Below are 20017 nucleotides of genomic sequence, written 5' to 3' on the forward strand. Positions count from 1 at the left end.
GATGCAGTGCGGAGAGGGAGGGGAGTGTGGAGGAAGCGAAAGGCGACTAGGCCTCTGCGAGGGCCTCAGCCTCGGCCGGTTCTTCCGCTTGCGGGTTGGCGGCGGCGTGCTTCTCGCCGGCCTTGGTGGCGATATCGACAACGAGGCCGATGACTGCCGCGATAGCGGTAGGAACAATCCAGCCCAAGTCCACGGACTGGCCGGGCGCCAGGCTCAAGAGGGGATCGAGTGTGTCGGCGCCCCAGCCCTGGGCGGCGATGACGGACAGAGCCGACCACAGCACCGATACCCACAGCGCCAGGCGGTAGGTCCAGTAAAAGACGACGGACTTCTTTACCACCGGCTGGATCAGGGTGAGGGCGATAAGGGAGATAGCGGGTGGGTACAAGAAGGTGATGAACGGAACCGCGATAGACAGCACCGTATCCAGGCCCTGGAAGGCAAAGAGGATGGACAGCGCGGTAAACAGGCACGCCCATACGTGGTACTTGACCTTGGGCATGAGCATCTCAAAGAAGGCCGAGGTGGAGGTGATAAGGCCTACCGCGGTGGTCATGCAGGCCAGGATGACGATGGCAGAGAAGACGGCCTGGCCGATGGTGCCCATGGTGAGATTGGCGGCGTCGGCAAGCAGGGGCGCTCCCGACTCATAGGACTGGCCATTAGGAATGGTTTGGCCTACCCAAGCCAGACCGAGGTAGATGGCGGCCAATAGGCCGCCGGCCACAAGTGCGGCGGTGATAGTGCCGTTAACCAGGGACTTCTTGGTCTTAAAGCCCTTGGAGCGCAAAGAGCCGACAATCACGATGGAAAAGGCCAAGCCGGCAATCGCATCCATAGTGTTGTAGCCCTCGAACAGGCCGGTGACCATGGGGGAAGAAGAATAATCCGCAGTAGGGGCCTGGGGATCGCGGCCGTTGCTAAAAGCGGCCAAGGTGATAAGGGCAATCAGCAGCGCTACCAGGGCGGGGGTAAGGAACTTGCCCAAGGTATCGATGATGGTGTTTGGGCTCCAGGCCAGCACTAAAGCGATAAGGAAGAAGACGATATTGAAGATGCCATTGGCCATCGTTCCTTCCCAGCCCAGAAGCGGGGTGATGGCGGTTTCCATGGACACGGCGCCGGTACGCGGCAGGGCGTAGAAAGCACCGATGGCCAGGTAGGCCATCACGGAAAAGACCAGGCCGAAGAGGGCGCCGCCGTTGGAGCTCAAATCGCGCACGGAGCGGCCAGAAATGGCAACGGCAACAATAGCTAGGACCGGAAGGAGCACGCCGGCGGCAAGAAAGCCGAGGACGGCGGGCCAAAAGTTGGTGCCGGCCGAAACGCCCACCATGGGCGGGAAGATGAGGTTGCCGGCGCCGAAGAACATCGAAAACAGCATCAGCGACGCAATTACGATGGTGGCGCCGGGCTTAGAGGTGCTTGACGCAACTGGGGTAGCCATTGTGGCTCCTTAATTTTCCATGTACAGCTAGAATGCGAGGAAGCTTTCCCATTCCGCCGAGGGTGGTGGCGGAGGCGGGGTGCCTCTTCGCGGTCCGAGATGGCGGGTCACGCCTGTTCGTGTAATGAGACATTACCGCCCACATGGTGAGAAATCAAAGCGTGGGGGTGACGCAGAATACATGGTGGCTCCAGCTGGGCGGGCCTAATCGAGGTCTGCGAAGGCGCGTTCCATTCGGTCGAGCGCTTCTTCCAAGATTTCGCGCGAGGTAGAAAAGTTCAACCGCGCATGGCCCGGCCCGCCAGTGCCGAAGGTATCGCCCTCATTGAGCGCCACCTTGGCATTCTCGCGCAGCCACTTGGCCGGCTGCGGATTGCCACCGATGGCGGTATCGGCAAAGTCCAACCACAGCAGGTAGGTGGCATCCGGTTTGCTGGTCTTTAGGCCGGGAATGCGCTTGGGCAGCTCCTCCACTAACCAATCTCGGGTCTCGCGCAGGTAGGCCACCTCCTCATCGAGGAAGTCGCCGCACTCGCGGTAGGCGGTCTCCGCGGCCAACACGCCCAAGGTGCCCGTGCCATCCTTGGCCACGCCAGAAAGGCAGTTCCAGGTTTGAACATCGGCCGCGTTGGAGAAAATCATCTGGGCGCACTTGAGCCCGGCGGTATTAAAGGCCTTGGATGTAGCGGTGACCGTGATGGTGCGCTCCGCGGCCGCCGCGCCGAGCGAGGCTACCGGGATATGCCGGACCTCATAGACCAGCGGGGCATGGATTTCATCGGCCAAGATGCGCGCGTCATACTTTTCCGCCAGTTCGACCAGGCCGGTGAGGTAGTCCTCATCCAACACGCGGCCGAGCGGATTATAAGGATTGGCCAGCAAAATAGAGCCCGCGCCCGCCTGGAAGGCGCGCTCAATATCGTCGAGCTCCAAGCTGGTCTCGATCTTCTCGCGGCCCGCGGTGCGCGGCAGCTCCAAAAGCGGTGGGTAGGAGGGAACCGGCACGATCACGGGGGAGTCATTGCGGGTGAAGTACTGTACGCCGAGCAATAGGCCGCGTACCACATCGCCGATCCAGAAAATATGGTCGGAGTTGGGGCGCCAGCCATAGCGCGTGTCATAAAAATCAGCCACAGCCTCGCGCAGACCCGAGGCCTTGGGTGCTGGGGTATAGCCAAAGGTTTCCTTATCCACCATGTCTTCCAGCGCCTTTTTTACGGCGGGCGCGGTGGGGAAATCGGACTCCGCGATCCACAGCGGCAGGACGTCTTCCTCGAAGACGGTCCACTTGCGGGTTCCGCGGGCTTGCAACTCTTCTAGGCTAGGAAACTCCATGGCCATAACCATAACGCGAAGCCCGCGGACACCCCAGCGCTTTTATGCGCTTTTATTCATCTTCCTTGTCGGCCCACCGGGAGTCCTCCTCCGCGTCTTCGGATTCGGAGGCAGGGCCGGAGACAAAGCCATACTTCTTCAACCGGCGGCGGTCCGCGGCCGAGGTGGATTGGGTGAGCTTGAGTAGCTCGGCATAAATGCCACCGGATTGCGCCAGTTCGGCCGGCGAGCCCATTTCATCTATGCGGCCGCGATCCAGGGTGATGATGGTATCCACATCCGCGATGGTGGACAGGCGGTGGGCAATAATGAGCGTGGTGCGGTCCTTCATCAGCTCATCTAGGCCGGCCTGCACGGCGCGCTCGGACTTGGTATCCAGCGCCGAGGTGGCCTCATCCAGGACCAGGATGGGCGCGTCCTTGAGCATGGCGCGCGCCACGGAAACGCGCTGCTTCTGCCCGCCGGAAAGCTTCAGACCGCGCTCGCCAATGACCGTGTCATAGCCGTCCGGGAAGGCTTGGATGAACTCATGGGCATTGGCCCGCTTGGCGACGTCCACGATTTCCTCCTCCGTCGCCCCCGGCTTGCCATAAGCGATGTTCTCGCGAATGGTGCCGGAAAAGAGGTAGGACTCCTGGAAGACCACGCCCACTGAGGCGCGCAGGCGTGAGGCGGTGAGATCGTCTACTCGGTGCCCCAGTACATCCAGGTGTCCGGCCGAGGGATGGTAAAGGCCTAGCAAGAGGTTGACCAACGTGGACTTGCCGCCGCCGGACTCGCCCACGAGCGCCACCTTGTGGCCCTCAGAGGCGGCGAAGGAAATATCCTCCACCACGGGCTTGCCCTCCTCGTAGGCGAAGGAGACGTGATCAAAGGAGAAGACCGGCGCGCCGGGTGTGGGCTCCAGCGGGCTGACCGGGGTGAGGTCGAGCTGCGGGGTATGCGAACCGGTGGTGGCCGCAACCAGCTCGCGCGGGGCGGTGGGCTCGAGCTCTTCTTCCATGACCTTGAAGTAGTCCTTGGAACCGGCGATGGCGCGCTGGGCGGTATCGACAATCCAACTCATCATAAAGACCGGCTGCTTCGCACTGGAGACCATCTGCAGCAACATGACCATATCGCCCAAGGAGAAATGCCCCTCGAGCGTGCGCCAGAAAATTACGCCGTAAATGCCGAGGAAGATAATGGCCATGGCTAGGCCACGGAAGGTATCCATCATGTGCCACCAGCGCGACTGCGGCTTGGTGGTATCGACCACGGTGCGGTAACGCTTGGCAAAGTGGGAAAGCTCGCGGGTTTCGCTCACGAAGGATTTAGCCACCTTGACCTGGCCAATGACCTCCGCGAAGCGGCCGTTGGCGACGTCAATATTCTCGTTCTTGACCGCCTCAAACTTCTGCCAGCGCTTCGAGGTGAGCGCGGTAAGCCACATATAGACCGGGAAGAGCAGCGCGAGCAGGATGGCCAGCGGCCAGTAATACCACGCGGTAATGGCCAGCACCGCGAGGGTCTGGATGATCATCGTAAAGAAGTTATTGGCAAAGGACTGCACGAACTGCGTGATATTGGCAATCGAGCGATCCAGCCGGGCGATGATCGTGCCGGTGACCTGGTTATCGTAATAGCCCTGCGGGAGGGCCAGCAGCTTGGCAAAGTAGCGCGTTGACAAAATCTCGCGCAGCCGCGAGACCATGACATCGCCGATGTAGCCGCCGATATTGCGGAAGAGGGCATTGGCGGCGTCGGCAAGAAAAAGCGCCACCGCCAGCAACAGCACCGTGCGCAGCGCATCGCCCAGTGGGGCGTCGTTCTGCAGGGCGTCCACGATGGTATCGGTGGCTTCGCGCGTCAAAAACGGCGAGACTAGTGCAACGACCGCAGTGATCGTGGCGGTCAGCAGCACGCCCAGGTAAAAGGGCCACAGGGCGGAGGCACTGCGGGTAATGCGCAAAATGGAATTCATAAGTAGACCACACTCACTTCGAAACGGCGGTTAGTGCGCGGAATTAGGGAAAAGGAGGGAGAGATTTAAGCGACTGCCCAGTATGCCACATGCGGCGTTAACGAGCGTAAATACTTAAGTTCAGGGAGGTTTAGGCTAAGGTACTTGTGCAGAAATACAACAATCTTCGCGTGCAAAGGATCCATCCACGGTGAAAATTTCCCACACACTCGGCGCGGGCGTAGTCAGCGTACTCGCCGTGACCCTGACCGGATGTAGCGTTCTCCAGCCGGAAGAAACCGGGCTGGGGGACCATATCACCGTCTCCAGCTCCGAAGAGGCCCCGTACGAGGCCAAGGACACCGACGATAAGGAAGTCACCTCTAATCTGGGCGAGCCGGTAGAGGATAAGGGCCTTGGTGTGAGCTGGGAGTTGCAGGGTGTGTATACCGATAGCAACACCGGTGGCACCGTAGTGACCATTCTGCTCAAGAATAAAAACGATGTGCCCCTGCCTGTCGACGCCTTTGAGGACCCCACCCTGGAGCGTGCCGACGGCAACGGCGGCTGGGCCAAGATCAACTCCTTGCCCTATGACAAGGAATCTGCCCCAGACGTGGAGCCCCCGGGACTCGATCTCCCGCTGGGTGCAGGCGCTTCGGTCAACCTGCAGTACCGCTTTGACGTGACGCCTGGCAACCTGTGGAATGCGCGCTTGCACATTGGCAACGTGACCTGGGTAGGAGACCTTAATCTATGACGGAACTTGTAGTCTTGGCCTCTGCCGCGGGTAAACCCATCGGCACCGCTCCCAAGGCCGAAGTTCATACCACTGATACCCCGCTGCACTTCGCCTTTTCTGCCTGGTTGACCTGCGGTGGCAAGGTGCTGGTCACCCGCCGCGCCCTGAGCAAGCGCACCTGGCCCGGCGTGTGGACCAATGCCTTTTGCGGCCACCCCGCACCCGGCGAGGAGACCGCGGATGCGGTGCTGCGCCGCGCTTCCTTTGAGCTGGGCATTGCGCCGGCGGATCTGTCCGCCCCGCGGCTTATTCTGCCGGACTTTTCCTATCGCGCGGTGGATTCCTCCGGCACGGTAGAAAATGAAATCTGCCCGGTATATACCGTTGAGCTTGCTGCCGACGCCGCCTGGGAGCCCAATCCCGACGAGGTCGATTGTTTCCAATGGGTCGAGCCGGCACGGCTCTTCGCCGCCGCTGATGCCATGCCCGGTGTCTTTAGCCCGTGGATGATTGATGAGCTAGCGGACGAAAAGCTGCGTGCTGCGCTGTAATTAAAGCTCGTCGTCGTTGTAGAAGGCGGCGGCCACGTAGTCCAAGGTGGCATAGGCTAGGCGGCGCTCGCCCGTATCCAGGTCAAATTCCAGCACCTGGTGGTCATCGCCGTAGCGGGGGAATCCGGGCTCGCCCGTGGTGGCATAGTGGCGCAACCACTCGTTGAGCTCACCGGCGGGAGCGTTGTTCGCCTCCTCGCCTCCGCTGCCGCCAAAGAGCGGGTTCAACTCGGCGCAGTGCACCGCGGGCGAATCAGAGCGGGTAAATTCCATCATCCAGGTCGGTCCCGGAGCATATTCGGCTACCTGGGCTGTCCAGCGGCGCACGGCGGCATCACCGATGAGGCGGCCCATCGGCCGCTGCGGATCGACGTAGTGCGCCAATTGCTGCCACTGCTTGAAGCGCCCCTGCGAAATCCCAAACTTGGGTGAAAAGTAGCTGGTAATAAAGCCCGCCAGCGCCATCTTGTCAATGCGCTGGGCCGCAGGCATGTTGTAGAACTCATCGCGGGTAGACGTCACCACGATAGGGATATCCGCCAATTCTTCGGCGCGCAGTGGTGCGGGGCCCAAGGCAACGTCGAAGCGGTACTTCTTGCGGAATTTGGCATAGCCCTTGGCCAGTGATTCAGGATCCATCTTTTCCAGCGCCTGGCGCGTGACCGGCACGCCTAGGGCCCGGCGCAGGTCGGTGATGCGATGCTCAAAACGGTCGCGCGGGAATGCCGGCGAGAGCGCCAGCACGCGGCGGAAACCGCCCCGGAAGTGATCGCGGCGTGCGAGCCACAAGCTCATCGCTGCCCCAGCGGATTGGCCTACCAAGGTGATATTGGTCTTATCGCCGCCAAAGGCCTCGATATTGTCCTGTAGCCACTCCAAGGCCAAGAGGCAATCATCGATGCCGCGGTAGCGGTCCGCCTCGTCGCCGTCGAAGCGCGCGAAGCCAGCCAAGCCCACCCGGTAACCCACGTTGACCTGGATTACCCCGTGGCGGGCATTCTTTTCCCCCGACAGGCGTGGATCCTCGTGCGAGCCGTGCTCAAAGCGGCCGCCGTGAATAAAGACCACGACGGGGCACTCGGCGGCGTCGGCAGGCGCGGTAATGCTCAGCGCAATGTCATTTGGGCGCGGCTCGCGGGCATCCTGATCAAAGGCGCCATCCAGCGGCTCGGCAGGCGAGTAGGGGCTGGGGATGGTGCTATAGCGCACCGAGTGGAAGTAGTGCAGGCCATCGCGGCGCACGCCGGTGATCCGGCCGGAGGCGGTGGTGACGGTAACGGGAATCTGGGCGCTCGACATGTCAGCCAGATTACCGCGAGCAAGTAGGATAAGTAGCCATGGAGTGGTTGACGAGCTTGGGCAGCACGCTATCGCAATTGTTGGTGCAGGCGCCCGTGTGGATTCAAATGGTCATCGTGGTGGCCATCGCCGTGCCGCTCATGGTGGTCATAGCGTGGTGCCTGATGTGGGCGGTTGACCGCGTGGCCAATCGGGCCGCCGGAGTGATTTCCCAGCAGCGCAGCCGCAGCACTAAGGTAGACCATCATGGCTGAGGAAAATAACGAGCGCGCGCGGCAGGAGCGCGCCGAGCTGCGCGCTAACCCCCGCGAGGGCCTTTGGGACCCCGAAGCCAAGCGCGCCGGCCAGTCTTCCGCCCCGGCAACTAAGCCCGGCGCTCAGCCGGCAAAGCGCAAGCGCGCCCTGCCCAAATCGCGCGTCTCACTCACGCTGTGGACGATGATCGCGCTGGTCATCGTCGTTGCCCTCATCGGCCTGTGGACCTAGACGCGCCCACTGCGCGCAGAGGCTTAGGCCCAGCGCTAGTCCTTCCTGCTGGTGGCTGCTAAGCGCTGGAAGAATTCCAATCCGGGAAGATCCTCGATAAGCAGGGCAGTGCCGTTGGTATCGCACAGCGGCACGCACCAATTGGGATAGAGCTCGTGCGTGGTGCCCGGCTGATTCTGCGCACGCACATCGCCCACCATGTCCACCAAGCTGGTGCAGGCAAGTGCTGAAGGCGTGCCCGCAATATAGCGGTGCAGCGCCACAGAAATGTCTTCCTCCGCGCCGCGGGAGGCGCGCTCGGCCGGATCCACTAGGTAATCGCGCTGCGGCAAGAGGCCTCGGTCCGCTACCGCGCCCAATACGCGGGCCTGCCACTCGATGTCATCGCGCTGCTCGTCCTCGACCGAGCGGGTCAGCACGCCTAAGCGCGCGCGGAGCGAAATATGATCGCCGCGCAGGTACGCCAAGGTCGGCGGCAGATCGTGGGTATTGACCGAGGACAGCGCCAGCTGGCGGTACTTGTCCTGCGGCAGCGGGGAGTAGTCATCATCGTCGCGCTCAAACCACACGATGGAGGTACCCAGCACCGCCTTCTGCGCGAGCACGTCTTGTACCCACGGCTCGACGGTGCCGAGGTCCTCACCGATGACCACCGCACTGGCGCGCTGCGCCTCTAGCGCCAAGATGCCCACCATGGCTTCAAAGTCATAGGAGACATAGGTGCCCGTCAGCGGGCTGGCCATGCGCGGGATCCAGTACAGGCGGAAAAGCCCTAAGATGTGGTCCACGCGCACGCCGCCGGCATGGCGGAGCACGGTGGAGAGCATCTCGCGCCACGGGGCATAGCCCGCGGCGGCCAGGCGCTGCGGGTGCCACGGCGGCTGCGACCAATCCTGGCCCTGCTGGTTATAGTCATCCGGCGGGGCGCCTACCGAGCACTGCGGCGCCAAATACTCAGTGAGGTTCACGGCATCGGCGCCGCCTGGGTGCACACCCACGGCAAGATCAGTCACCAGGCCCAGGCGCATGCCGGCATCGAGCGCGCGCTGCTGCGCGGCGGCCAGCTGCTCATCGCACAGGAACTGCAGCCAGGAATAAAAGCGCGTGAGCGTGTCCATGTCCAGGCCTTCGGCATGGCGCTGGCCCGACTGTGCGGCGGCGTCTTGTTGCGCACACCAATATGCGAAATCGCGCAGGCCGCGGCCTTCCTCGCGGGCGTAGCGCACGAAGGCCTCTTCGCGCTCCGGGGAGGGCTGGTAGTTAAAGAGCTCGCGCAGCACCTGCAGCTTGGCCTCAAAAATGGTGTCGCGGTCAATCTCCTCGGCGCTGCGATTGCGCTGGCGAAACTCCTCGGCCAGCTCGCGCACATCATCCTGCAGGTCCTCCGGCAGGAGCTTGAGCTCCGGGATGGATTCGATGTGCAGGTAGAGCGGGTTGATAAAGCGCCGCGTGGTGGGCAGGTACGGCGAGTCCTCCACCGGCGGAAGCGGCTCGGCCGCATGCAGCGGGTTGACCAGCAAGAAATCCGCGTGCGGGGCCAACGTTTCTGCCAACTGCCCCAAATCCTGGAAATCGCCGATGCCCCAGGAGGACTCCGAGCGCACCGAATACAGCTGCGCCATCACGCCGCTAATGGGGCGCTCCACAAACTCATCGGCCGTGGAAAGCCGCGCCGGGGTGATAATCAGCGGGCAGGCATGCTTGCCGATGCCCCCAGACTCCAACACCAACTCGTGGTACCCCATGGGCAGATCGCCGGGGATGTGGAAGCTCGCCTCGCCCCACAGGGTGCCATCAACGTCAGCATCCGGGGCGTCATTGGGGTCTTGGTAGACCTCGCGGGTGCCTCCTTCCTCCAGCTCAATGTGTACGTTGGCGGCATCGCCCGCGTGCACGTGGACCACGAACCCGCGCTCTTGGCCTTGGGGTGCGACAACGCAGTGGGGGAGGGGCTGGGAGGAGCGGTCCAGGTAGTCGTCGTAAAGCAGCTGCGTGAGCGCCGCATCGTCCGGATTGTCATCGATGGCCACGCCCAAGGCGCGCAGGGTATAGGCAATAGTGTCTTCAGCGACGTGGACGGGGAAACCAGACTGGGAGGTATAGCTGGTGGCCACGCCGTGGCGCTGAGCGAGTTCTTCAAGCAAGTCGCGGGTAGTCACAGGCCACATTGTGCCACGGGGACAACGCACCTGCTGGGGAACAGATTGGTACAGTAGGCGAAGATTAATAATTAGCTGTTCGAAAGGACACCGCGTGACCCTGCAAGAAGTGCATACCCCGGCGCAATTTACTATCGAGCCGGGCGAAACCTGCCTGACCGCCCTCATGGACACCGCGAAGAAGCGCCCTCACGGCGTCATGTTCACCCGCCCGGCTAACTACGAGTGGGTCAACGTCACGGGTAAAGAATTCATCGATGAGGTCTTTGAAGTAGCCCAGGGACTTATCGCCCTAGGCGTGCAGCAGGGGGATCGCGTCGCCCTCATCTCTGCCACCCGCTATGAGTGGTCCCTGCTGGACTTTGCCATCTGGGCCGCCGGTGCCGCCTCCGTGCCGGTCTACCCGTCCTCGTCCGCCTCCCAGGTGCGTTGGATCATCGAGGACTCCGGCGCCGTGCTCGCCATTACGGAAACCCGCGAGCACTCCGAGCTGGTAGAAAACCTGGTGCTGCAGGAAGACGGCGAACCCAACCTCAAGGGCTCCCCATCGCAGCTGCGCCGCGTGCTGGAAATTAACTCCTCTGCCATCGATACCTTGAAGTTCGAGGGCCGCGGCGTGGCCGCCGACGAGGTCTACGCCCGCATCAAGGCCACCTCCACCGATGACCTGGCTTCTTTGGTTTATACTTCCGGCACAACCGGACGACCCAAGGGCTGCATCCTGACCCACCGCAACTGGCTGGCCCAGACCCGTGGCTTGTGCACCAACCCGATTGGCATCTTCGCAGTGCCGGGCAGCCACACCCTGACCTTCCTGCCGCTGGCCCACGTCTTTGCCCGCGCGGTATCCATTGCGGTGGCCATGCGCGGCGCCTCCCAGAATCACTGGTCGGACTTTTCCACCATCTCCATCGAATTCGCTCGCTCCCGCCCGAATGTCATTTTGGGCGTTCCGCGCGTCTTTGAAAAGGTGCGCAACTCTGCCGCCGCTAAGGCGGCCGATTCCGGCATCAAGTCCCTGCTTTTTGAGCAGTCCGAGAAAGTAGCCATCGAGTACTCCAAGGCTTTGGATAAGCCGGAGGGCCCGGACCGCCTGCTGAAGGCCAAGCACAAGGTCTTTGACAAGCTGGTGTACTCCACCATCCGCAAGGGCGTGGGCGGCAACGTGAACTACTGCATTACCGGTGGCTCGGCCATGGGCCATGACCTGCTGCACTGGTACCGCGGCATCGGCATCCCGGTCTATGAGGGCTATGGCCTGACCGAGGTCGCCGCCGCGGCCGCGGTGGACTTTGTGGATCAGTCCATCGGCACTGTTGGCCCGCCGATGGGTGGCGTGACCTTCCGCATCAATGAGGAAGGCGAAATCTGCATCAAGGGCGATATCGTCTTCCACGGTTACTGGAATAATCCGGAAGCCACGGCCGAGGCCCTCGAGGATGGCTGGTACAACACCGGCGACCTGGGTGAGATTGATGAGGACGGCAAGCTCGTTATCACCGGCCGCAAGAAGGACCTCATTGTCACGGCCGGCGGCAAGAATGTCTCGCCCGGCCCGATGGAGGATATCTTGCGCGGGCACCCGCTTATCTCCCAGGCCATGGTGGTAGGCGATGGCAAGCCCTTCGTCGGCGTGCTGCTGACCCTGGATCCGGACATTTTGAAGCGCTGGAAGCTGGACCACAACATTCCGGAGAATCGCTCCATGCGCGAGCTGGCTACCGATCCGACCCTGCGCGCGGAGCTGCAGGATGCCATCAACCAGGTCAATGCCACCGTCTCCCACGCGGAGGGGATTAAGAAGTTCTACATCCTCGAATCTGACCTTACCGAGGAAGAAAACGAGCTGACCCCCACCATGAAGGTCAAGCGTAACGTGGTTTCGCAGCGCTATGCCGCGGCCATCGAGCACCTGTACAAGCGCTAGTCCGCGCGACGGGTACACCCGAGGGAATTCCCTCGGGTGTTTCTTTTTGCCCTGCTTGCCGACGCCCCCTTCTGCAGCTCACCCCACCATCCTCACCCCAGTGCGGGCGAACCTGCCATAAACCTGTGAATGGCTTCGGAGTGTCGCGCGCTCGCGGCGGCGGATCTCGCATAAAGTCGTGAGGCGTTACAGCAAACCTCAACCTCTACTAGAGGTTAGAAATGGGACCGTGGAAGGAGTGGCTCGAAGCCAATGCACAAAATCGCCGCCGAGCTGCGCCACCGCGAGCTTACGCAAGAGATTTACAATATCGGCGACGAAGTCGCAGAGTACCTCGAGCACCTCATTGAAGCCATCGAGGATTGGGACGAAGAGCTGTGCATGGATTGCCTAGCTGAGCTGGGCGATATCGTCGAAGATGCCCGCGTTGACTCCGGCCGTTGTGTAGGCGAGCTGATGGGCCTGCGCCAAGCCCTTGTCTCCGGCGTGCGCTCGGGTACCATTTCCGCCGCTTCTTCCGGCGTGAACGACGTGGAAGAGCCGGAACAACTGACCCCGCGCCTGCTGGATGAGCGATTCCCCATCTCTAAGCCCATCGTGGTACACGAGCTGGCCGAGTCCCTGCGCTCTCGCACCCAGACCGTGGCGGATTACCTCCGCGAGGTAGTCGAGTACGTGCTCGCGCAAACCGACGCCGTGGCCCGCAACCTCGACATGGTCTCGCTGCCGCACTTGTATAAGCGCACCGGCGAGTCCGCCCTCATTGCGGTCCAAGCGTGGAAGCACACGGTGCTGGATACCCACCCGGCCTATGTCCGCACGATGCGCGGGCATAACCCACCGCAGTTCCTAGAAGAGCGCGCCCGGGTTGCCGCGGTGGTGGAAAAAGTCCGCGCTAAGCGCGAGGCGGCCCGCCGGGCTACAACTGCATAAACCACATAGACTTCCTTGTTTCACGCAAGGGGATGTTCACGGCCACCGAGATTCCCTCTCTCGGTGGCCGTTGAAGTTTTCTGCGCTAGGGTGCCCTAATTCGGGGAAGCATTTAGGGAAATTTTAGGTTAACGGCCGTTCCATATAATTTTTGTTATTCCTGTTCAGCGGCTTGGGTGCTGTATTCAGCGGTATTGTTGATGGGTCAACCTTAAGATCTAAGTAGAAAATGCTCTCAACGCGCTGTAGGGTATTTCCCGTCCAGGCGAACGCCGTGACCTAGCATCATCCACACGCGGCGCGCGCAATCACATTCTTTAACCACATCTACAGGGAGTTAAACCATGGGCGCACGCCGAACTTCTCGCCTCATTGCCAGCGCAGTGGCCGTAGCCACCTTCTCTTCCATCACTGTTGTGCCTAACGCCGTCGCCGCCGACGACACCACCTTTGTCGAGGAAAAGACCACCGACGGTACCGTAAGCCTCAACGGCATCGAATTCGATGAGGACGGCAACCTGCTGGAGGAAAACAACGCCGGCGATAAGGCGATGGAAGAACTCGACGCAGAAGAAGACGCCGCCGAGTCCATCACCCCGTACGCCGTAGACGGCGCGGAGGAGACCGCCGAAGCTCCGGCTTCTGAGGAGTCTGCAAAGCCAACCACCCTCGAGGAACTCGCACAGACTGAGGCCTCCAACGGCGACGTCAACGTCAAGGTGGTCAAGGATGAGCAGAAGGACAAGCTTGTTTGTGAGGTCACTGATGCCCCTGACAAGGAAGGCAACATGCTCGACCTGAAGCTTGCGCTGGCTAAGGCCTTCTACGATGGCGGCGAAAAGATCCTCAAGACCGTCTGGGAGATCATCCCGGTTGTCGGCGACCTCGTTCCGGCTGATTTCATCGATAAGATTTCCGGTAAGACCTGGGACGGCATTGCCAAGCTGGTCAAGGAAGGCGAGAAGGACAAGACCGTTACCTGGGATCTCTCCCGCGCCCAGGGTATGGCCATCGGCCGTATCGATAACGCCGATGCCGACGTTGATATGAACAACCCGGATGGTGCTAAGAAGACCGTCTCCGGCCTGCTTAAGTTCGCCGACGGCGCCTTTGGCAAGGGCACCAAGGTTATCTTGAAGCTCTTTAATGCAGCCGTTACCATCGCCGGCCTGGTTCCAGGTGCGAGCGTCGCCGGCGACCTGAAGCTGAGCAAGGACCAGCAGAAGAGCATCGAAGACTCCCTGAATAACATCTCCACCGCAGCTTCCGATCTCGCGGCCGTCAACGCCCCAGCCGGCCAGCTGTGCTCCGATATGCTCAACGGCAAGAAGACCAAGGACCAGCCTGCCGAGGAGAGCCCTTCCGAGGAGCCTTCTTCTGAGGAGACCACTTCCGAGGCTCCGGCTTCTGAGGATGCTACCTCTGAGGAGACCACCCCGTCCGAGTCCGCAGAAGAGACCTCCGCCGAGGAGACCTCCGCTGAAGAAACGGCCACCGAAGAGCCGACCTCCGCAGAAGAAACTTCCGCTGAAGAGCCGACCTCTGAGGAATCCACCGAACCTTCCACTACCGAAGCTGCGGTTGTTCCGGGCAAAGACGGCCAGGACGGTAAGGACGGCCAGGATGGCGTAGACGGTAAGGATGGCCAGGATGGCCGCGACGGTCGCGATGGCCGTGACGGTCGTGACGGTAAGGATGGCGAGAACGGCCGCGATGGACGCGATGGTCGCGACGGCGAAGATGGCCAAGACGGTAAGGACGGCCGCGACGGCGAAGATGGCCGAGACGGACGTGATGGCCGAGACGGTCGCGACGGCGAAGATGGCCAAGACGGTAAGGACGGCCGCGACGGCGAAGATGGCCGAGACGGACGTGATGGCCGAGACGGTCGCGACGGACGTGACGGCCGCGATGGCATCAACGGTAAGGACGGCAAGGACGCAGACATGTCTTCCGTCGCAGGGTTCTCCTTCCTGGCTGCGCTCGTAGGCGGCGGCACGGTGCTGGGCATCCTGTCCACCATTGACTACCTCTACACCCACGGCATGCTGCCGAAGAACAGCGTCCCATGGCGCATCAACCAGTAAGACCTTCCTGTTGAGGCATTAGCTGGAAGTAGTAGAGCCTCCGCGAGCATGCGCTCGCGGAGGCTTTTTCTTATTGCGGGCGAAGTCTCGGTGGGTTCTCTTGCAAGGCATTCGCCATTACCCGCCCTTCGCGCTCACCGGCGCAGCCGACTCCGCGGCGAAAGCACCGCTGGTGAGCGCGAAGGGCGGCGGGGTAGAGGATGGCGGGAGGCAGGAAGCGTGGACTTAGGCAGAACGGGCGGCTTTTTGTCTGGCGGAGATGGTGGAAATGAGGTCGGTTAGGAAACGAGTGGGGCGGTCGATGAGCTGTCGCGGGGTATAGCAGAGGACGGTGAAGCCAGCCTCGCGCAGACGTCGGTGGCGCTCATGCTGATGGCGAAGTGCCTTCGCGGGGATGATGTCGATGAGGTAGGCGCTGTTGATGCATAGGGCGGTCGTGATGCCAGGCAGCGCGGTGAAGGGCGCCTCGAAGAACATGGGCCAGGGGAAATCGGCCTCAATGAGGAGGGCGCGGGCGAAAGACTCGTAGGGAGAGCGGGAAAGGGAAGAGGCGTGGTGGATTACGGAGCGGACGATGCGGCTATTGCGCACCCGGCCCATGCGGGCGAACTCTTCCTTGAGGTCTTCCCGGCTGAGGCCGGAGCGCAAAGCCGAGTCGGCGGCGATGAGGCCGTCGGTGAAGCCGTGGTAGCGGGCGACGTCGATAACCGCGCGGGCCTTGGAAACGCAGCGGGTGCCGTCCACGAGGACGGGCTCGGGAAGTAAAGCTTTGCGGTAGATGCGCTCGGGATGGCGGCGGTCCTTGTGGGGAAGCGTGTTGGTGGGAAGCGCCATTTCAATCTTTTCTTCGGCCGTGGCGATGACCCACAGCCCGTGCACGCGGGCGGCGGACTTGGAGATGAGCACCGCGGTATAGGCGCTGCGGGCGGCGGCGATGGCGCGTAGGCGCAGCTGGGAGGGAAAGTTGAGGTCGTGGTAGTGATCGCGCCGGACGGCGATGCGTGGTGCGAGTTTGAGGTAGGTGCCGTTTTTCAGGTCGGTCCAAAAGGTGGGGTGGTTGGTGCGGATGGAGTCGATATTGGTCAGTGGTGGTGTCATGCCTCCTAGGCAAGGACACGCCGCCGGCCGGCGCGAGGAGGTGGCGGCCGGGCCTGTGGATAACAACGACGCGGGGAAAGGCGAGTGAGCGAAGTGGCGGCTGGGAAAGTTACGGCCACAGTTATCCACAGTCGGGGGCAACATCCCTTGCGCGTGGGAGCAAAAACGACAAAGCCCGCGCCGGCCACAATGAAGCGGGCACGGGCGCGGGCGAGGTCGCGGCAGGAACTAGACGGCTGGGGGAGGGGTGACCTTATCTAGCTGCTCGGTAATCTGCGGCCATAGTTGGCCCATAATGTCGTCCCAGGTGAGGATCCACACGGCGTTGTCTTTATCAGCCTTGCCCACCATGACGAGCTGCTCGTTGCGAGCGCGCATATGGTCCAGAGTCTTTTGCACGGTGGTGGAAGAAGACACGGACAGGGCAGGGCGGGAGAACTCGAGAACCGGGGTTTCTGGTTCTGCCAGCAAGGTATCGCGCACGTGGACCACGCGGGGGACTCGGGAGTCCTTGGGGAAGACCAGCACGCGCATGATGTTCTTGCGTACGACGAGGTCTTGGAGGTCCTCCACGGTGGCGTCGGAAGGCAGGGGCACTACCTCCGAGCCGTGCTCGCGGGCCATGGCGCCCACGGTGGAGTTTTCCAACTCGATGACATCAGAAATCTGGTTGGCAGACTCATCATCCAGAGCACCGGTCTCGCGGGAGTGCTCGACCAAGGTGCGCAGAGTCTCAGCGTCGTAGCCGGCCGCACCGGCGCGGTCGACGGGTTCTTCGCCAGCCAGGGACACCATTTTGTTGGCCATGACGTTGATCCACTTCAGCAGCGGGCGGAAGATCCACACGAAGCCACGTGCGGGGACCGCGATGAACTGCAGGGCGGTCTCCGGGTGGGTAATGGCCCAAGACTTCGGCGCCATCTCACCGAGTACGAGGTGGAGGAAGGTAACGATGAAGAGGGCGAGGAGGAAGCTGACGACGTCGGCAATGCCCAGCGGCAGTCCCGCGGCTTCTAGTGGTGCCATGAGCAGGTGGTGCACCCAGGGCTTGGTTACAGCACCGAGCACAAAGGTGGCGGCGGTAATGCCCAGCTGCGCGCCGGCGAGCATGATGGTCAGCTCATTGAGCGAGCGCAGGCCGGCGCGGGCGGTGCGGGAGTTTTCCGCATCCTCTTCTAAACGGTTGCGGCGAGCGCCCATCAAGGAGAACTCGATAATCACAAAGAAGCCGGAAGCGGCGATGATAAGGAGGGTAACGAGGAGGTTAAACCACCACGATTCGGTCATTATGCATCCTCCTTCTTATCGGCATCATCGGAGTGGTCGGAGTAATCCTCCACCAACTCGATGGCGAGCACGGACGGTACGTGGCGGTCCACCTCTTGCACGCGCAGGCGGAGGGAGCGGACGGGCGCCTCATCGTGGTCAACCCAGTCATCGGGTTCGGCCTCGAGCTGGATGGTGTGTTCCTCGCCTACCTCAGGCAGCGCACCGGAGTGGGCAATGACGAGGCCGGCGACAGTCTCAAAGTCGCCTTCAGGCAGGTCGTGGCCGATGGCGCGCTCGATCTCATCAATCGGCGTATCGCCATCCACCACCCAGTGGGAATCGTCCTGCTCGGTGATTTCCTCGGTTTCTTCGATATCGTGCTCATCGGTGACATCGCCCAAGATTTCCTCGGCCAAGTCCTCCATGGTCACGATGCCTACAAAGCCGCCGTATTCATCGATGACGCACGCCATCTTCTGGTCGCTATCGCGCAGCTCTTCCACCACATCCGGCAGTGGCATCAACTCAGGGACCACGACGGCCTCCTGCATGATGCTGGTGGCCTTGGTGGCGGCGGGCAGGTCGCTTCCCAGGACGTCGATAAGATGCACCACGCCGACTGGATTGTGCTCATCGTCGATGACGGGGTAGCGCGTGTGGTCGGTAGACATCATCTCGCGGACCTCACCAAGGGTGGTGTCCGGGTCAATGACGTCCACGCGGGAGCGCGGGATCATGGCGTGCTCAACATCGTGCTCGGGGAAGTCCAGCAGGCGGTCTAGCACCATGTAGGTATTTTCATCCAGATCGCCGGCCTCATGGGAGGAATCCACGATGGATTCCAGGTCATCGGCGGTGGCGGAGGAGTCCACGTCTTCTACTGGTTCGATGCCAAAGACCTTGAGGATGGCATTGGAGGAGTACTCAAAGAAGTGGATGAGCCAGCCAAATAGTCGCAGGTAGAGCTGCGTGGAGGCGGCCAGCCAGCGCGCCGTCTTCATCGGTGCGGCGATGGTGTAGTTCTTGGGGAAGAGCTCCGCAAAAAGCATCGTCGCAATCGTGGAGATGAAAAGTGCCGCGATGGTACCAACGGTGACTGACACTGCGGACGGAACGCCGACGCCGCCAAGCAACGTACCCAGTCCCTGGCCCACGAGCGGCTCGGCCACATAGCCGATGAGCAGGCCGGTAATCGTAATACCGAGCTGCGCGCCCGAGAGCATAAAAGAGGTCTGCTGAGTAATAGCCAGCGCGCGTTGGGCTGTCTTATCCCCCTCAGCAGCCTGGGTCCGCAGTTGTGTGCGGTCCACGGACATAAAGGAAAATTCTTGGGCCACGAAGTATGCGTTCGCGACGATGATGAGGCCAATGACTACGAAGCCGGCCAGAATCATCAAAATAGCCGATAACATGATTTACTCCCCACCGCCTAGAAGGAGGTAGGGACATCGACTCGGAGGTTCCACTGAGGGTGCCTTTCTACTTGGGAAGATGGAAACATACTACATGCTCAACCCCGCTTTCGGCCATTTTGTTCCTGCTCTATTAGAGTTTTATCCATGACTGAACCCTTCGGGCTGTATATCCACGTTCCTTTCTGTGCCACTCGTTGCGGGTATTGCGATTTCAATACCTATACCCCGGGCGAGCTTGGCAGCCCGCGCGATCTCACCGGGCCCTACCTGGATGCCTTGGACCGCGAGCTGGAATTGGCGGCCGCGCGCGTGGGCCGCCCGGCCGAGACCGTCTTCATTGGCGGCGGCACGCCCTCGCTGCTGGGAGGGCAGGGCCTGAGCCGCATCCTGAACACCGTCCGTTCCACCTTCGGCCTGAAGCCTGGGGCGGAGGTCACCACCGAATCCAACCCGGAGTCCACCTCACCGGAGTATTTTGCCCAGCTTGCCGACGCCGGCTATACCCGCATCAGCCTCGGCATGCAGTCCGCATCCCCGGGCGTTCTCCAGGTCCTCGAGCGCGCCCATACCCCCGGCCGCGCCTTTGACGCCGCCCGCGAGGCCCGAGCCGCCGGCTTCGAGCACGTCAACCTGGACATGATCTATGGCACGCCCACCGAAACCGATGACAACGTGCGCGAGACGCTCGACCGAGTGCTAGAAACCGGCGTAGACCACGTCAGCGCCTATTCGCTCATCGTAGAAGACGGCACCCGCATGGCGCGCAAGGTCAATAAAGGTATCCTGCCCGCACCGGACGAGGACGTGCTAGCCCGGCGCTACGAGATGATTTCCTCCACCCTCGAGTCTGAAGGCTTCGAGTGGTACGAGGTCTCCAACTGGTCCAAGCCCGGTGGCGAGTGCGAGCACAATCGCATCTACTGGGTAGATGGCAACTGGTGGGGCGCAGGCCCCGGTGCCCACTCGCACTTGGGCAACGAGCGTTTCTTTAACGTCAAACATCCCTCGCGCTATATCGACACCCTCGGCCGCGGAGAGCTGCCCATTAAGGAAACCGAAACGCTTACTGAGGCCGACCGCCACATGGAGAAAATCATGCTCGGCCTGCGCCTGCGCGAGGGCATCCCGGAGGCCTGGCTCGATACCCACGCTGCCCCGGCCCTCGAGCGCTTCATCGGCCGCGGTCTGCTCGAGCGCGCCGGTGATCGCGTACGCATCACCAAGCCCGGCCGTCTACTAGCCGATGGCATCATCACCGATCTCCTCGTCGCCGAAGAAACCTAATCCCCCTCGCGTCTAAACTTGAAAGCACGTGAAATAGCCAAGC

The 20017-nt window shown here is 61.8% G+C and carries 16 protein-coding genes; 8 read left to right on the forward strand and 8 right to left on the reverse strand.

Annotated features, from left to right (window positions below):
- Positions 1-46 precede the first annotated feature (46 nt).
- From brnQ to CORTU0001_RS00140, 3 genes are all read right to left on the reverse strand, one after another.
- Positions 47-1447 carry a branched-chain amino acid transport system II carrier protein gene (gene brnQ / locus CORTU0001_RS00130; RefSeq protein ID WP_005326418.1) on the reverse strand — a complete coding sequence of 467 codons (1401 nt, stop codon included), beginning with the start codon at positions 1445-1447 and terminating at the stop codon, positions 47-49.
- A gap of 204 nt (positions 1448-1651) precedes the next feature.
- Positions 1652-2782: a MalY/PatB family protein gene (locus CORTU0001_RS00135; protein WP_005326419.1), complete on the reverse strand. Its 1131-nt coding sequence runs from the start codon at positions 2780-2782 to the stop codon at positions 1652-1654.
- A gap of 52 nt (positions 2783-2834) precedes the next feature.
- Positions 2835-4745 (reverse strand): ABC transporter ATP-binding protein, encoded by a 1911-nt coding sequence (locus CORTU0001_RS00140; protein WP_005326420.1) that lies wholly within the window; start codon positions 4743-4745, stop codon positions 2835-2837.
- A 190-nt stretch (positions 4746-4935) separates the two neighbouring features.
- On the opposite strand from CORTU0001_RS00140, the gene CORTU0001_RS00145 reads away from it, so the two are divergent.
- Positions 4936-5484 carry a hypothetical protein gene (locus tag CORTU0001_RS00145; RefSeq protein ID WP_005326421.1) on the forward strand — a complete coding sequence of 183 codons (549 nt, stop codon included), beginning with the start codon at positions 4936-4938 and terminating at the stop codon, positions 5482-5484.
- A complete protein-coding gene (gene idi / locus CORTU0001_RS00150; protein ID WP_005326422.1) occupies positions 5481-6017 on the forward strand; it encodes an isopentenyl-diphosphate Delta-isomerase in 537 nt (178 codons plus the stop codon). Before CORTU0001_RS00145 ends, idi begins: the two co-directional genes overlap by 4 nt.
- On the opposite strand, the gene CORTU0001_RS00155 is transcribed toward idi, so the two are convergent.
- Positions 6018-7316, reverse strand: coding sequence for an alpha/beta fold hydrolase (locus tag CORTU0001_RS00155; protein ID WP_005326423.1), 1299 nt, complete (start codon positions 7314-7316; stop codon positions 6018-6020).
- A gap of 38 nt (positions 7317-7354) precedes the next feature.
- Between CORTU0001_RS00155 and CORTU0001_RS00160 the strand changes: the two genes are divergently transcribed.
- The gene (locus CORTU0001_RS00160) at positions 7355-7570 is read left to right on the forward strand and encodes a hypothetical protein (RefSeq protein WP_005324176.1); all 216 of its coding nucleotides are present in this window, start codon (positions 7355-7357) and stop codon (positions 7568-7570) included.
- The gene (locus tag CORTU0001_RS00165) at positions 7563-7802 is read left to right on the forward strand and encodes a hypothetical protein (protein WP_005324177.1); all 240 of its coding nucleotides are present in this window, start codon (positions 7563-7565) and stop codon (positions 7800-7802) included. The genes CORTU0001_RS00160 and CORTU0001_RS00165 overlap by 8 nt, the downstream gene beginning before the upstream one ends.
- Before the next feature lie 35 nt (positions 7803-7837).
- Here CORTU0001_RS00165 and malQ read toward each other — a convergent pair whose 3' ends face one another.
- A complete protein-coding gene (gene malQ / locus CORTU0001_RS00170) occupies positions 7838-9961 on the reverse strand; it encodes a 4-alpha-glucanotransferase (RefSeq protein WP_005326424.1) in 2124 nt (707 codons plus the stop codon).
- Between the two features lie 94 nt (positions 9962-10055).
- On the opposite strand from malQ, the gene CORTU0001_RS00175 reads away from it, so the two are divergent.
- The 3 genes from CORTU0001_RS00175 (at position 10056) to CORTU0001_RS00185 (ending at position 14908) form a co-directional block, all read left to right on the forward strand.
- Entirely contained in the window at positions 10056-11888 is a 1833-nt protein-coding gene (locus tag CORTU0001_RS00175) for an AMP-dependent synthetase/ligase (RefSeq protein WP_005326425.1), read from the forward strand.
- Between the two features lie 252 nt (positions 11889-12140).
- Entirely contained in the window at positions 12141-12821 is a 681-nt protein-coding gene (locus CORTU0001_RS00180; RefSeq protein ID WP_005326429.1) for a hypothetical protein, read from the forward strand.
- A gap of 344 nt (positions 12822-13165) precedes the next feature.
- Positions 13166-14908: a hypothetical protein gene (locus tag CORTU0001_RS00185; protein ID WP_005326431.1), complete on the forward strand. Its 1743-nt coding sequence runs from the start codon at positions 13166-13168 to the stop codon at positions 14906-14908.
- Between the two features lie 225 nt (positions 14909-15133).
- On the opposite strand, the gene CORTU0001_RS00190 is transcribed toward CORTU0001_RS00185, so the two are convergent.
- From CORTU0001_RS00190 to CORTU0001_RS00200, 3 genes are all read right to left on the reverse strand, one after another.
- Entirely contained in the window at positions 15134-16006 is an 873-nt protein-coding gene (locus CORTU0001_RS00190) for a hypothetical protein (protein ID WP_005326434.1), read from the reverse strand.
- 228 nt (positions 16007-16234) lie between these two features.
- The gene (locus tag CORTU0001_RS00195) at positions 16235-17293 is read right to left on the reverse strand and encodes a CNNM domain-containing protein (protein WP_005324190.1); all 1059 of its coding nucleotides are present in this window, start codon (positions 17291-17293) and stop codon (positions 16235-16237) included.
- Positions 17293-18687, reverse strand: coding sequence for a hemolysin family protein (locus tag CORTU0001_RS00200; protein ID WP_005326436.1), 1395 nt, complete (start codon positions 18685-18687; stop codon positions 17293-17295). Before CORTU0001_RS00200 ends, CORTU0001_RS00195 begins: the two co-directional genes overlap by 1 nt.
- Positions 18688-18834: 147 nt before the next feature.
- Here CORTU0001_RS00200 and hemW point away from each other — a divergent pair, with 147 nt between their 5' ends.
- Positions 18835-19974 (forward strand): radical SAM family heme chaperone HemW, encoded by a 1140-nt coding sequence (hemW, locus tag CORTU0001_RS00205; protein WP_005326438.1) that lies wholly within the window; start codon positions 18835-18837, stop codon positions 19972-19974.
- Positions 19975-20017 lie beyond the last annotated feature (43 nt).

Origin of the sequence: Corynebacterium tuberculostearicum SK141, from assembly GCF_000175635.1 — a bacterium.
Lineage (GTDB): Bacteria > Actinomycetota > Actinomycetes > Mycobacteriales > Mycobacteriaceae > Corynebacterium > Corynebacterium tuberculostearicum_C.

Excerpts from the sequence above, each read along its gene's own strand:
- brnQ (WP_005326418.1), bottom strand. The coding sequence starts at position 1,447 with ATGGCTACCCCAGTTGCGTCAAGCACCTCTAAGCCCGGCGCCACCATC.
- CORTU0001_RS00135 (WP_005326419.1), bottom strand. The coding sequence starts at position 2,782 with ATGGAGTTTCCTAGCCTAGAAGAGTTGCAAGCCCGCGGAACCCGCAAG.
- CORTU0001_RS00140 (WP_005326420.1), bottom strand. The coding sequence starts at position 4,745 with ATGAATTCCATTTTGCGCATTACCCGCAGTGCCTCCGCCCTGTGGCCC.
- idi (WP_005326422.1), top strand. The coding sequence starts at position 5,481 with ATGACGGAACTTGTAGTCTTGGCCTCTGCCGCGGGTAAACCCATCGGC.
- CORTU0001_RS00155 (WP_005326423.1), bottom strand. The coding sequence starts at position 7,316 with ATGTCGAGCGCCCAGATTCCCGTTACCGTCACCACCGCCTCCGGCCGG.
- CORTU0001_RS00160 (WP_005324176.1), top strand. The coding sequence starts at position 7,355 with ATGGAGTGGTTGACGAGCTTGGGCAGCACGCTATCGCAATTGTTGGTG.
- CORTU0001_RS00165 (WP_005324177.1), top strand. The coding sequence starts at position 7,563 with ATGGCTGAGGAAAATAACGAGCGCGCGCGGCAGGAGCGCGCCGAGCTG.
- CORTU0001_RS00180 (WP_005326429.1), top strand. The coding sequence starts at position 12,141 with ATGCACAAAATCGCCGCCGAGCTGCGCCACCGCGAGCTTACGCAAGAG.
- CORTU0001_RS00185 (WP_005326431.1), top strand. The coding sequence starts at position 13,166 with ATGGGCGCACGCCGAACTTCTCGCCTCATTGCCAGCGCAGTGGCCGTA.
- CORTU0001_RS00190 (WP_005326434.1), bottom strand. The coding sequence starts at position 16,006 with ATGACACCACCACTGACCAATATCGACTCCATCCGCACCAACCACCCC.
- CORTU0001_RS00195 (WP_005324190.1), bottom strand. The coding sequence starts at position 17,293 with ATGACCGAATCGTGGTGGTTTAACCTCCTCGTTACCCTCCTTATCATC.
- CORTU0001_RS00200 (WP_005326436.1), bottom strand. The coding sequence starts at position 18,687 with ATGTTATCGGCTATTTTGATGATTCTGGCCGGCTTCGTAGTCATTGGC.
- hemW (WP_005326438.1), top strand. The coding sequence starts at position 18,835 with ATGACTGAACCCTTCGGGCTGTATATCCACGTTCCTTTCTGTGCCACT.